The 12,203-nt window shown below is 71.7% G+C and carries 12 protein-coding genes; 3 read left to right on the forward strand and 9 right to left on the reverse strand.

The window, feature by feature from the left end:
* Nucleotides 1-32: 32 nt before the first annotated feature.
* Nucleotides 33-2,234, reverse strand: a complete 2,202-nt coding sequence (locus N1032_RS10290) for an acyltransferase family protein (protein WP_259538975.1) — start codon at nucleotides 2,232-2,234, stop codon at nucleotides 33-35.
* A gap of 214 nt (nucleotides 2,235-2,448) precedes the next feature.
* Between N1032_RS10290 and N1032_RS10295 the strand changes: the two genes are divergently transcribed.
* Nucleotides 2,449-3,411: a helix-turn-helix domain-containing protein gene (locus N1032_RS10295; protein ID WP_259538976.1), complete on the forward strand. Its 963-nt coding sequence runs from the start codon at nucleotides 2,449-2,451 to the stop codon at nucleotides 3,409-3,411.
* 21 nt (nucleotides 3,412-3,432) lie between these two features.
* On the opposite strand, the gene N1032_RS10300 is transcribed toward N1032_RS10295, so the two are convergent.
* Together N1032_RS10300 and N1032_RS10305 are read right to left on the reverse strand one after the other, a co-directional pair.
* Nucleotides 3,433-4,233: a class I SAM-dependent methyltransferase gene (locus N1032_RS10300; RefSeq protein ID WP_259538977.1), complete on the reverse strand. Its 801-nt coding sequence runs from the start codon at nucleotides 4,231-4,233 to the stop codon at nucleotides 3,433-3,435.
* Nucleotides 4,234-4,240: 7 nt separating this feature from the next.
* Nucleotides 4,241-5,884 carry a CYTH and CHAD domain-containing protein gene (locus N1032_RS10305; protein WP_259538978.1) on the reverse strand — a complete coding sequence of 548 codons (1,644 nt, stop codon included), beginning with the start codon at nucleotides 5,882-5,884 and terminating at the stop codon, nucleotides 4,241-4,243.
* Nucleotides 5,885-5,951: 67 nt separating this feature from the next.
* Here N1032_RS10305 and N1032_RS10310 point away from each other — a divergent pair, with 67 nt between their 5' ends.
* Entirely contained in the window at nucleotides 5,952-6,878 is a 927-nt protein-coding gene (locus N1032_RS10310; RefSeq protein WP_259538979.1) for an aminodeoxychorismate lyase, read from the forward strand.
* Nucleotides 6,879-6,894: 16 nt separating this feature from the next.
* On the opposite strand, the gene N1032_RS10315 is transcribed toward N1032_RS10310, so the two are convergent.
* Nucleotides 6,895-7,272: a winged helix-turn-helix transcriptional regulator gene (locus tag N1032_RS10315; protein ID WP_259539182.1), complete on the reverse strand. Its 378-nt coding sequence runs from the start codon at nucleotides 7,270-7,272 to the stop codon at nucleotides 6,895-6,897.
* Between the two features lie 123 nt (nucleotides 7,273-7,395).
* Here N1032_RS10315 and N1032_RS10320 point away from each other — a divergent pair, with 123 nt between their 5' ends.
* Complete coding sequence (locus N1032_RS10320) at nucleotides 7,396-8,259, forward strand: SDR family oxidoreductase (RefSeq protein WP_259538980.1); 864 nt, start codon at nucleotides 7,396-7,398, stop codon at nucleotides 8,257-8,259.
* A gap of 637 nt (nucleotides 8,260-8,896) precedes the next feature.
* Here the strand turns inward: N1032_RS10320 and N1032_RS10325 are convergent.
* The 5 genes from N1032_RS10325 to N1032_RS10345 form a co-directional block, all read right to left on the reverse strand.
* Complete coding sequence (locus N1032_RS10325; protein ID WP_259538981.1) at nucleotides 8,897-9,163, reverse strand: hypothetical protein; 267 nt, start codon at nucleotides 9,161-9,163, stop codon at nucleotides 8,897-8,899.
* Between the two features lie 9 nt (nucleotides 9,164-9,172).
* Entirely contained in the window at nucleotides 9,173-10,144 is a 972-nt protein-coding gene (locus N1032_RS10330) for an LLM class F420-dependent oxidoreductase (RefSeq protein WP_259538982.1), read from the reverse strand.
* A 159-nt stretch (nucleotides 10,145-10,303) separates the two neighbouring features.
* Complete coding sequence (locus tag N1032_RS10335) at nucleotides 10,304-10,873, reverse strand: MOSC domain-containing protein (RefSeq protein WP_259538983.1); 570 nt, start codon at nucleotides 10,871-10,873, stop codon at nucleotides 10,304-10,306.
* Entirely contained in the window at nucleotides 10,858-11,385 is a 528-nt protein-coding gene (locus N1032_RS10340) for a YbhB/YbcL family Raf kinase inhibitor-like protein (protein WP_259538984.1), read from the reverse strand. Before N1032_RS10340 ends, N1032_RS10335 begins: the two co-directional genes overlap by 16 nt.
* A gap of 44 nt (nucleotides 11,386-11,429) precedes the next feature.
* Nucleotides 11,430-12,167, reverse strand: coding sequence for an acetolactate decarboxylase (locus tag N1032_RS10345; protein ID WP_259538985.1), 738 nt, complete (start codon nucleotides 12,165-12,167; stop codon nucleotides 11,430-11,432).
* Between the last annotated feature and the right edge of the window lie 36 nt (nucleotides 12,168-12,203).

Genomic DNA, 12,203 nt, shown 5'->3' on the forward strand with positions numbered 1-12,203 from the left:
GCGTCGCGCCCGACGGCCGGCTCCGTGGCCGGTCACATGAGGCCCTGCGCCGCGAACTCCCAGCGCAGCGCGGGGGCGATGTGCGCCGAGTACTCCGGCGTCATGTGCACCGTGTCGTATTTCGTGGGCAGGGTGCCGGCGAACGCCGGGCACACCCCGTTCGCGCAGCTGAAGGGCAGCGAACTCACGACGTGGTCGCCAGTGGCCGACGCGGCGGCCGTGGTGGCGGCCAGGAAGTCCTGCCAGGCCTGGTCGACACCCACGTTGCAGCTCTGCGGGCTCGACACCGGTGAGTAGCACTGCCCGAGCGACGCGCCGAGCGGCGGCGGGGCGAGGTAGACCACTCGCCCGGCCGCGCCGTACTGCGCCACCTCCGCGCCGGTCGACGCCACAATGTCGGTCGTCGACAGCGCGCGGCCGTCGGCCGACTTGCCCAGGGCGAACGCGTTCGACACCACCACCAGCTGAGGGGCGTTCGCCGCGATCTCGCGGGCGATGTCGTCTTTGCGCTGCGGACAGGCATCCATCACGCCGGCGCCGTCGTTCTGCATCAGCACGTCGGTGAACCGGCAACCGTAGAGCCCGATCGTGGTGATCTTCCACTGCCCGCCGCTCGACTCCGCCAACGCCTTGAACGCGGGCGCATAGGCGAGCGCGGTGGAGTCACCCACGAGGTACAGGTGGTTCGGTGCGTTGCCGTCGCCCCAGGTGCACGAGCCGAAGTCGGGCGTGGAGCCGATGTCGAAGCATTTCTTGGCCGGGTTGCGGTCGGAGGTGTGCGAGATCGCGTCGTCGAGCGAGGGCGACAGGTTTCCGGGCCACTCGGTGGCGGATGCCGCGGCGGCGAGATCGGCCTGCAGCTGGTCTTCGGGGTTCACGGGCGCTGCCGCAGCCCCGTCGGCCGGGGCCGCCGCCGGCGCGCCACCGCCGGGGCCCGCGGCGGACGGACCGCCGCGCACGGTCACCTGGGCCGTCACGACCACCGCGACCACGATCACCACGAGCCCGAGCGACGACAGGATGAACTGTGCACTGAACCGGTCGCGCCACGACTGCCAGGCGTCGCGCCGGGCGTCGCGCCGGGCCTCGGCGTCGCTCTCCTGCGACCCCACCCGCTGCAGCCACGGCGAGCGGTGGATCGGCTGCTCGACGAGGAAGTACGACACCATCGACACGGCGAGGGTGAGCCCCAGGATGATGAGGGTCACGGTCTGCGTCTGCTGGGGCATCAGCATCAGCAGGAACACCAGGATCGGGAAGTGCCAGAGGTAGAGCGAATACGAGATGTCGCCGAGGAACACGCTCACCGGGTTGTGCAGGGGGAAGAGATAGCGCTGCGGGCCGCCGATGCCGGCGACCACCACGAGCGCCGTCGCGGCCACGGGCAGCGCCGCCCACGGGCCGGGGAAGGGCGTCTCGCTCGAGACCACGAAGAACGACCAGACCACACCGGCGAGCCCCAGCCAGCCCAGCACGAACCGCACCGCGATCGGCAGCTTCGCGAACAGCGGGGCGGCGACGGCGAGCAGCGCACCGGCGCCGAGCTCCCAGGCGCGCGAGAAGGTCGAGAAGTAGGCCACCGTCGGGTTCGCAGCTGTCTCCCACAGCGCGAACGCGAACGACACGGCGATCACGACCGCCACCACCGCGCCCACGATCAGCAGCCGGCGTGCGCGGGTGCGCACCAGCTTCGCGGTGACGAACAGCAGGATGACCAGCAGCCACGGCCATACCAGGTAGAACTGCTCCTCGACCGACAGCGACCAGAAGTGCTGCAGGGGCGACACGGCGTCGGTGGCATGGAAGTAGTCGGTGCCCTCGGCCGCGAAATGCCAGTTCGACACGAAGAAGAACGAGTAGACGGCATCCCACAGCGTCGCGACGGCCCGCGGCCGGTTGAACAGGAACCATGCGGCCACCGAGGTGGCGACGAGCACCGTGACCGCCGCCGGCAGGATGCGCCGCAGGCGCTTGCCGTAGAACCGGCGCAGCGAGACACGCCCGTTCGCGTCGAGGTCGCGCACGATCAGGCCGGTGATGAGAAAGCCTGAGATCACGAAGAAGACGTCGACGCCCGCGAAGCCGCCGGCCGGCCAGCCGATCACGTGATTGAGGATGACGGCGACCACGGCGAGGGCCCGAAGACCCTGGATGTCGGCACGCACCGCGCGCCTCGCGTTCGGTGTCGCCGCGGCGATCTCGGTCGTCTCGGCGTCAGGCCCCACGGTCTTCATCGCAGATGAGCATAGCGGGCGCCGGTGACGTCGACGCACCGGCCGCTCCCCGGGCTGCGGGCCGTCGCACCCCCGGGCGCGACACCCGCCGCACTACCGAGCGCACTACCGAGGCTCTACCGGTTCGCCGGTGCAGACACGCGGCACCGATCTACCGTGACAGCACGGCAGCGCGACGGCTCGTTCGCACGATCCTGCCGGGTGGGACACGGTGATGACGGCGACGCTGACCAGACACGACCTGACGAATCGCTTCCGCACGCGCTCGTCGTCGATCGGCGCCGTCGACATCACCGTGATCCGCATGCCGAAGGGCGCCGTCGTGGTGCGGCCCTCGGCTGCCGTGAGCGACCCGACGGTGCACCTGCTGCTGCCGCTGGATGCGCCGCTGCTGGTGCGCGAACGCGATGGCGACCAGTACGTCGTCGGTCTGCAGTCGCTGACCTGGTTGCCGGAGTGGATGACCGCCGCGCTCTACTGCGCGAGACCGTGCGACGTGGTCTGCGTCGAACTGCCGGTGCGCGGTCGCGACGGCCAGGTGATCCCGAACGGCGCGATGCCGAACGGCGCGATGCCGAATGGCGCGGTGCCGAACGGCGCGCTGCCGGCCCGCCCGGTGCTGAACGGCCGCGAGCTGAACGGCCCGCTGCCGCCGCACCCGGCCGCGGACTCGTCGCTCGTGCCGTCCGTTCGCGCTTTCGTGCAGAGCGCTCTGGCGATCCCGGCCAACCGGGAGCCGCTGGCCGCGCGCCTGTTCGAGGACATACTGCGCGCCATGGTGGAGGCGCTGGTGGTCGAGGCGCGGGGCTCGGGGCGCGGGCCCGGCGGCATCCGTCAGCCCTTGCGCGAACAGGCCGTCGCCCACATCGCCGCCTACCGCGGCGACCACGGGCTGTCACCCAAGAGCGTCGCGACCAGCCTGCGCGTGTCGTTGCGGCAACTGCAGCGGGCCTTCGAGGAAGCGGGGTCGACGGTGGCGGGTGAGATCCGGCAGCAGCGACTGGATGCCGCGATCGTGATGCTCGGCGACGCGCGGTGCGACTCGCTCTCCGTGGCCGAGGTGGCGGCCCGTGCCGGATTCCGCAACGACGCCGAGCTGCGGCGTGCGCTCAACGCCGGCACCGGCACCACCCCGTCGGCCCTGCGCGGCCGGCGCCAGGCGGTGCGACCGGGCTAGCGGCAGGCCTGCTCGGCTGCCCTAGTGCGGCACGCGGCCGACCGCGTAGCGGAAGGCGTTGCGCAGACGGTAGCCGCCCTCGGCGGTGCGGAACGGCTGCGCCGCCGTCACCACGACCGGCGTGAGATCGGCTTGGGTGGCCGCGTCCTCGCCGAGGAGGACGCCGCGCACGAGGGTGTCGTCGTCGGCCGCGGCCCACTCGGCCTCCACCAGCCCCGCGTCGACGATCTCGAGGCCGGTCAGCAGCCGCTCCAGCCCCCCGGCGACCCGCAGGTCGTCGTCGGGCGCGAGCGTCTCGCCCCAGTAGCCGGCGACGGCCGCCTCGACCGCGTCGATCTCGTTCTCGGCGTGTTCGGCCCAGTTGGCGACGGCGAGGCGGCCGCCGGGAACGAGCACGCGGGTGAGCTCGTCGAGCGCCTCGAGCCCGTCGCCGGCGAACTGCAGCGAGTTCACCGCCACCACCACGTCGAACGTCGCGTCGGACCACGGCAGCGCCTCGGCTCGCGCGAGCACGACCCGGGCGTCGGCGACCCGGTCCCGGGCCAGCTCCACCATGCCGGGAGCCGGGTCGGCGCCGGTGGCATCCGCCCCGGCGTACACGAGCATCTCGAGGAACTCGCCGCTGCCCGATCCAACGTCGAGCACCCGGATGCCGGCACGCACGCCCGTCGCCTGCATCAGCACACGCCGCACCGGATCGGCGAACGACCCCCACAGCGCCGACCACTCCCCGGCGATCTGCGACCAGGTCTCGTCGGGCACGAACACCTCCGGCCCGGTCTCGCCGTCGTGGCCGGATGCGGTCTCGGGCGACTCGGTCATGGCCCGGTCACAGGGTGTGCTTGAGGGCACGCCGGGCGTCGTCGGCCAGGTCGAGCGCCCGCCGGGCCTGATCGACGGAGCGCTGGTAGAGCACCCCATAGGTGAACGAGCTCTCGCCCGCGGCTTCGGCCCGGCGCGAGGTCAGCAGCACGAACTCGGCGAACAGCGACGCGTCGCGGTGCCAGCCGAGCGCATCCTGCAGCTCCTCGGCGCGGTCGCCGATCTCTTCGGCGTGGCTGCCCAGCACGCCCGCGGCGCCCTCGGTCGAGAACTCGGCGGCGTGCCGCAACCGGCGCGCGGCCTTGCGGGCGTCGTGCAGCGCGCCGAGCGCGCCCGCGGCCGCCACGATGTCGGGGCCGAGCACCCGGCGGGCCTCCCGGGCCTTGACCGAGCGCGCGATGGCCCGTTTGCCGGTCTTCTGCAGGGCGCGTTTGGCGGTCTTGCGCGCAGAGGCGGCCGCGGCATCCGCCTGCGCCGACGGCGCCGCGGCCACGAACGCCTCAAGCTCGTCGAGCAGGCGGAAGTAGGCCGGCCCCGACATCATCGCCACGAGTCGGGCGTGAGCGCCGTCGTGTTCCGCGCGGATGTCGTCGACCAGGCGGCGGCGCGCATCCGGGTCGTCGACGCCACGGTCGGCCTGGAGCTCGTCGAGCGCGAAGGCCGCCCACTCCGCCCGCACCTCGAGGTCGCGGGTCTCACCGAGCACGGAGCCGAAGCGCGACAGGTCGTCGCGCACGGTCTCGAGCGGCGGCTGGTCGAAGAGCGGCCGGTAGGTGGCCAGCACGTTGCGCAGCCGGCGCACGGTGGTGCGCAGGCGGTGCACGGCCTCGTCGTCGTCGGCGCGCACGGCCGGGTCGAGCTCGACGACCGCTGCCACGAGCTCCGCCACCCCCGCCGCCACGAAGCCGGCGGCCGTGCGCTCGACGCCGGTGCCGACGCTGTCTCCGTCGGGCGTGCCGCCACCGGCCGGCGACGCGCCGAGGCCGGTGCGCCCGAGCGCCTGGGCGAGCTTCGACACGCTCGGCGACGCCGTGGCGCCGGCCGCGAGCACCCGTTTCTCGAGCGCGTCGAGCAGGGCGGACCGCTTCTTCGCAGTCTCGGGCGCGGCCGGGCCGAGCTCGACCTCCCACTCCCGCCAGAGGCGCACCGTGCCCTGCCGGGCGTCGGCGGCGGTGACGTCGTCGTCGGCGATCTCGGCGATCACGGCTCCCGAGGCGTCGAGCAGGTTGCTCACCGTCCTCGTCGTCTCGACCCGCGCGAGCGGCGTCAGCGGGCGGTCGCGCACGTGCACGTGCACGAGCACGGCCTCGACCACCTCGCGGGGCACCGCGTCGCCACCTGCTCCTTCGCCGTCGGCGCCGCCCTCCCCCAGCGACAGCGGCCACTGCAGCTCGGTGCGCCCCTCGTCGGCCGGCAGCTTGATGTGCCAGCCCTCGTCGTGGCCGCCGCGACGCCGGCGCAGGGCGATGCGGTGCGACGCGAGAGCGCCGTCCTCCGTGTCGAAGTAAACCGCCTCGAGCGTGAGGGGCTCGAGTGTCTCGATGCTCGCCACCTCGACCTCCCCCGTTCCGGCGCCCGTGAAGTCGGGCAACCGGGCTCCCTCCTCGACGGCGTACTTGCGTTCGATCTCGGTCTGCACTGTGTGGGCCATGTATCCGGTCTCCTCCTTCACGGCGCGTTCCGCATCTGCACGATGCGATTCGGAGGACACTGACAGTGTGTCGGTCCCTACTCTCATTCTGGTCACACGACCTGTCACGGGCGTAGCCGGTGAGCGAACGGATGCCGCCGGCACCCCGGCCCAGGTGCCGCACTCCGACCTCGGTTTCGTGGTCGCCCGGGCCTCCGAGCCGCAGCTGAGCGTGCTCGATCTCGGCGTCACGCGCGGCGACGGCATCTTCGAGACCGTCATGGTGTCATCCGGTCAGGCGCCCGCGATCGATGCCCACCTCGCCCGCTTCGCCGAGTCGGCCCGGCTGCTCGACCTGCCCGAACCCGACGAGATCGTCTGGACCTCGGCCATCGCCGCCGCGGTCGCCCTGCACCCGCGGGTGCCGGTGCTCGCCGTCAAGCTCGTGCTCACCCGGGGCATCGAGGGCACCGGGCGCCCCACCGGGTGGGTGGTGGCGCAGGCGGCCCGCGACTTCACCGCTCAGCGCGAGAACGGCATCCGCGTGGTCACGCTCGATCGCGGCTACCGCCACGACGTGGCGCAGACCTCGCCGTGGCTGCTCCAGGGCGCCAAGACGCTCTCCTACGCCCTCAACGCCGCAGCCCTGCGCGAGGCCGCGCGCCGCGACGCCGACGACGTGATCTTCATCAGCTCCGACGGTTTCGTGCTCGAGGCGCCCACGGCGAGCGTGCTGCTGCGCGAGGGCAACCGGTTCTGCACGCCGCCGGCCGAGCTCGGCATCCTGCCCGGCACCACCCAGCGGCGGGCGTTCGAGTTCTTGCGCGTCTACGGATTCGAAACGGATGCCGTGCGCCTGCGCGCCAGCGAGCTCAAGCGCGCCGACGCCATCTGGTTGCTCTCGAGCATCCGTCAGGCGGTCGCCGTGATCGAGCTCGACGGCGCTGACGTGGGGTTCGACCGCACGCTCACGGCGCAACTGAACGAGCACCTCGCGGCGGCCGGGCCCGCCTGAGCGCGGACGGCCGGGGTCAGGCGCTCGCGCGGAGCGGCTGATCCGTGCGGGCGACGGTGTCGCTGACCCACTGCACCAGCGGGATGAGCAGCTCGCCGAGCTCGCGCCCCCGTTCGGTGAGGCTGTAGTCGACCCGGGGCGGCACCGTGCCCTGTGATTCGCGCAGCACGAAGCCGTCGCCCTCGAGCAGGCGGAGGGTCTGGGCGAGCATCTTCTCGCTGATGCCCTCGACGTAGCGGTGCAGCTCGCCCCAGCGCATCGACCGGCGCGAGAGCGCCACGACGACGAGCACGCCCCATTTGCTCGTCACGTGGTCGAGCACCACCCGGCTCGGGCAGTTCGATGCGAACGGCGTGGTCGCGGGCGGCTCGTCGGCGTGGATGGCGTTCCAGATGCTTTCCTGCACGCCACTAGCTTACCGAAAAGTGGGTACCCGCCGTCGGGAAGTAAGACCGCGGCATCCGGGTTCCACTCCTCGAACGACCCGCGCGGGCGGGTCACGACAAGGAGATCACCCATGACCATCGTCGTCACCGGAGCCACCGGCCACCTCGGCCGCCTCGCCATCGAGCACCTGCTGGCACGAGGCGTCGCCGCCTCGAGCATCGTCGGCGTCGGCCGCAACGTCGAGAAGCTGGCCGAGCTGGCCGCCTCGGGCGTCGGCACCGCCGTCGTCGACTACGCGGATGCCGCCTCGCTCGACGCCGCGCTCGCCGGCGCCGAGAGCCTGGTGCTCGTCTCGGGCAGCGAAGTCGGCCACCGTGTGGCCCAGCACGGTGCTGTCATCGATGCGGCGAAGCGCGCGGGCGTCGGCCGCATCGTCTACACGAGCGCGCCGCACGCGACGACGTCGGAGCTCGTGATCGCTCCCGAGCACAAGGTGACCGAGGAGCTCATCGCCGCCTCGGGCATCCCGGCGACCATCCTGCGCAACAACTGGTATCACGAGAACTACGCGGCGACCCTTCCGCAGGTGGCCGCGACCGGCGTCTACGTCGCGAGCACCGGCGAGGGGCGGGTGGCGAGCGCGGCCCGCTCCGACTACGCCGAGGCCATCGCCGCCGTGCTGACCGGCGACGGCCACGAGGGTGCCGTCTACGAGCTCTCGGGCGACACCGCCTGGAACGGGCACGAGTTCGCGGCCGCGGCATCCGAAGCCCTCGGCCGTGAGGTGCTCTACCGCTCGGTGACCCCCGAGGAGCACGTGCAGATCCTCGCCGACGCCGGGCTCGACGAGGGCACGGCGGGATTCGTCATCGCCCTCGACGCCAACATCCGCGCCGGGCTGCTGGCTGAGACCGACGGGTCGCTCGCGCGACTCATCGGTCACCCCACCCAGCCGCTCGTCGACTACTTCCGGGCCCAGACCGTCTCGGCCTGATCGGGAGGAAACGCTCGATCGGGTCGATGCCGCTCCTCGACAGGGCGGACCGGCCACCCCGGTTGGATGGAGAAGACCGCAATCCAGGCACGAAGCCGCTCCGAATAACAGTCGTGCTGACCGTACCGATTCGACTCGAGGGAGTCGGATCGCATGCGACAGCACCGGCTGGGCTGAACCTGGGGGATCAGCTCAGTCTTCGGCGATCCCGGTGCCGCAGCGTTGCGGTTAACCGCATGCGTCTGCATAAACCGCAAAAATCCCGCAACGTCGGATTCCGCACGGTTTCGCGACGCGCAGTCAGCCCTACTCTGACGGAGGCCAGCCGCTTCAGGTCCCCACCCGGGCGGCGGGCTAGATGGCCAGCTCGGGTCCCCAACCGAGCGGCTGCACGTACCAGGCACTCGTGCTTGGGACACCTCGGTCGAGTGACCAGCAATGAGGCTGCTCGACCGAGGGTCTCCACGAATTTGAAGACGAAGGAATCCTGAGTGACGCTTCTCCAGCGAATCAGAGACCGCGTGCAGGCCGAACTCATCGCGCTCGACGCGATCTTCGACCGCATCAGCTAGAACGACCAAAGAGCCCTTACCGCGTCCTCACCGAGACGGACGAGGATCGCGCCGACCGCTGGTGATCAGGCGATCATCGTAGCGAGCGCCGTTGCGATCTGAGCGTCGGACAGCACACGCTGCACCGTGGCGTAGGCCACGCAGCTGCCATTGAGATGGCGGGTTCCCGTCTTTGTTTCGCCCAGGCACAGGACTGTCCCGCCGGTGGTCGACGCGATCGCGCCGCTCGTCTTGACCCCGTCGATCGTGACCGAGGTCGAGGCGCGGTTCGCCAAGGCTGCGATCTTGTGGAATGCCAGCGCGCCGTTGGCGGCGAGAGTCTCCGCCTCCACCAGAACCGATCAGGAGAGGGCGCGCAGCTTCTCCAGCAGCGGGCCCGCGGCCTCGGCGAGGAACCGGTCCTGACCCTCGTCGCCCACCTGCACCAGCGCGATGTCAGTGAAACCGGCGTCGAGATAAGGGCGGAAGCTCTCGGCGATCTCGTCGAGGTCGGGGCCGCAGGCGATCGACTCGGCGACGTCGTCGGGCCGCACGAACTGGCTGGCGGCGGCGAAGCCGGCGGGCGTCGGCAGGTCGGCGTTCACCGACCAACCGCCGCCGAACCAGCGGAACTGCTCGTGCGCCGTGGCGATGGCCGCCTCTTTGTCGGGCCCCCAGCAGATCGGGATCTGCCCGATCGACCGCGGAGACCCACCGCCCGATGCCTTCTTCCAGCCCGCCACGAGGTCGGCGTCGGGCTCCACCGCGATGAGGTGGTCTCCGTGCGGCGCGAAGCGCGCGATCGACTTGTCGCCCGAGACGGCCAGCCCGATCGGCACGCCCCCGTCGGGGGCGTCCCAGATGCGCGCCGAGTCGACCCGGAAGTAGTCGCCCTCCCAGGTCACGAGTTCACCCGTGTGCAGCTCGCGGATGATCTGCACGGCCTCCTCGAGCATGTCCTGCCGGGCGTCGACGGCCGGCCAGCCTTCGCCGACCACGTGCTCGTTGAGGTTCTCACCCGAGCCGAGCCCGAGGATGAACCGGCCGTCGGAGAGGATCTGCAGCGTCGCGGCCTTCTGGGCGATCACGGCCGGGTGGTAGCGCATCGTCGGGCAGGTCACGTAGGTCGCAAGCTCCACGCGCGACGTGGCCTGGGCGACGGCGCCGAGCACAGTCCAGGCGTAGGGGGCGTGGCCCTGCTCGGTGAGCCAGGGCGAGTAGTGGTCGCTCGAGACCTCGAAGTCGAAGCCCAGCTCCTCGGCGGCCACGGCGTACCGCACCAGTTGCTTGGGACCGCTCTGCTCGGTCATCAGGGTGTAGCCGAAGCGCACCATGTCATCCTCCGCTCATCGTGCAGCCGCTGGTCGCGGCATCCGTTCGGCCTCCACGCTGCCACGGTGTCGCCGAAGCCGCACGGGGGTTGACGGCGCGCCCGGGTCAGAACACGCGGCTCAGAACAGGCGGCTCAGAACCTGCGGCTCAGAACCCGCGGCTCAGAACAACTGTGCTGCCGAGCCGACGTCGTCGAGGATGCCGTCGGGCGCACGCAGCAGCGTCAGGCCGAGCCGCAACGTGCCGTCGGTCAGGGGTTCGCACCGCACGCCACCGCGGCCGCGGAGCGCCTTGTGCGCGCCCTCGGCGAGCGTCACGTTCATCCACGCGCACGGATTCGCGGGCCGGTGGCCCTGGAAGAGCACCGGCCCGAGCCCTGCGTCGAGACTGAACTCGACACCCCGCAGCGCGTCGACGTCGACCCCGCGCAGCACGATGTTGCGCCGGGCGGCGGCCGGATCGAGCGCGGCGTCGAGCCCGAGCGCGAACTGCACGTGCTCGAGCGACTCGACCGCCATCACCGTCACGGCCGCACGCCGGTGGGCCGGGCGCCCGAAGTAGCGGTCGCCCACGACGCCCAGATGGGCCCGCACCTCGATCGACTCGCGCGACTCGATCTCGCCCTCGCGGGCCGGCAGGGGCCCGTCGGCGGGGCGCCCCTCGTAGCGGTGCAGCGACGAGGCGAGAAGGTGCACGATCTCGACCTCGCGCGTGGTTACTGCGCCTCCCACCAGGTCTCGATCACTCCGCGGCCGAGCGTGTGGCCGAACATGCCGAACCCGAGCGACGAGGGCGTCGAGTCGGCGTCGACCCCGGGGTCGTCGACGTCGAGCGCGTGCACGGCGATGTAGTAGCGGTGCGGCCCATGGCCGGGAGGCGGCGCCGCGCCCACGTAGCGGGCCAGTCCGCCGTCGTTGCGCAACTGCACGGCGCCGGCCGGCAGCGCGGCGCCGCCCTCGTCGCCCGCTCCGCTCGGCAGCGAGGTGACGGATGCCGGGATGCCGGCCACGGCCCAATGCCAGAACCCGGCCCCCGTGGGGGCATCGGGGTCGTAGACGGTCACGGCGAAGCTCTTGGTCTCTGGCGGGAACCCGCTCCAGCTCAGCTGCGGGCTGACGTCGCCGCCGCCGGCGCCGAGGATGCCGCTGACCTGCGCCGTGGGCAGGCGGCCACCCTCGGTCACGTCGGTGCTCGTGAGCTCGAAGGCCGGCACGTCGCCGATGCGGTCGTAGGGCGTTGCCATGGATGCTCCTGTCGGTTGAATGGTGGAAAGCGGTGCTGCCGGAGTCAGTGCTGATGGTCGGACTCGGCGTGCCGGATGGCTCCGTCGACGTCGTCGAGATCGAGGTCGGCCGCGAGGTAGTCGGCCGAGGTGGGCAGCCGCACCGTCACCCCGGCGTAGGTCTCGATCGAGAGCTCGCCGGTGGCATCCGTCAGCCCGAGCACGTGGCCGCCGACCTCGCCGCTCGCGCTGACGAAGTGGAAGTGCGGGCCGGCCACGCTGATGCCCTGAAAGAAGCGGGGGGCGACGAACCCGAGCAGGGTGCCCGCGACATCCGTCACCACCGCCTCGCGCTGATCGTGCACGGCGTCGGCGAGCGGACGGTAGGGCTTCGCCTGGCGCTTCGCCTCGCGCAGGCTCACGCTCGCGAAGTGCGCGTCGAACCGCACGGCGTGGAAGACGTTCTCGCTCACGACCCGCTGCCGGATGTCGGCCACCAGCGCGTCGAGCGACGGCACCGTCTCGACGAGCTCGCTGCTGTCGGCCTCGAAGTCGACCACCTCGGCGAACGCGACCGACTCGCCGGCGTCGAGCACGGTCACCGTGCCGTCGCCGTGGAACAGCCGGAACACGCCGTCGAGCACCACGAGCTCGCCGTCCATGTGGTCGCCGCAGCCGAGGCCCAGATGGCCGCTGCGGCCGACCTGTTCGACGGTGAAGACCCCGTCGAACAGACCCGCGACGAGCGCGTCGACGATCGAGAACTGGGTGACGACCTTTTCACGGGCTGCATTTCGGCGCATAAGCGCTCATTCTCGCGCACTCCCCAGCAGAACGCA

The sequence above is a fragment of the Herbiconiux daphne genome, assembly GCF_024979295.1.
Lineage (GTDB): Bacteria > Actinomycetota > Actinomycetes > Actinomycetales > Microbacteriaceae > Herbiconiux > Herbiconiux daphnes.

Excerpts from the sequence above, each read along its gene's own strand:
- N1032_RS10340 (WP_259538984.1), bottom strand. The coding sequence starts at position 11,385 with ATGGCAACGCCCTACGACCGCATCGGCGACGTGCCGGCCTTCGAGCTC.
- N1032_RS10320 (WP_259538980.1), top strand. The coding sequence starts at position 7,396 with ATGACCATCGTCGTCACCGGAGCCACCGGCCACCTCGGCCGCCTCGCC.
- N1032_RS10290 (WP_259538975.1), bottom strand. The coding sequence starts at position 2,234 with ATGAAGACCGTGGGGCCTGACGCCGAGACGACCGAGATCGCCGCGGCG.
- N1032_RS10345 (WP_259538985.1), bottom strand. The coding sequence starts at position 12,167 with ATGCGCCGAAATGCAGCCCGTGAAAAGGTCGTCACCCAGTTCTCGATC.
- N1032_RS10300 (WP_259538977.1), bottom strand. The coding sequence starts at position 4,233 with ATGACCGAGTCGCCCGAGACCGCATCCGGCCACGACGGCGAGACCGGG.
- N1032_RS10330 (WP_259538982.1), bottom strand. The coding sequence starts at position 10,144 with ATGGTGCGCTTCGGCTACACCCTGATGACCGAGCAGAGCGGTCCCAAG.
- N1032_RS10295 (WP_259538976.1), top strand. The coding sequence starts at position 2,449 with ATGACGGCGACGCTGACCAGACACGACCTGACGAATCGCTTCCGCACG.
- N1032_RS10305 (WP_259538978.1), bottom strand. The coding sequence starts at position 5,884 with ATGGCCCACACAGTGCAGACCGAGATCGAACGCAAGTACGCCGTCGAG.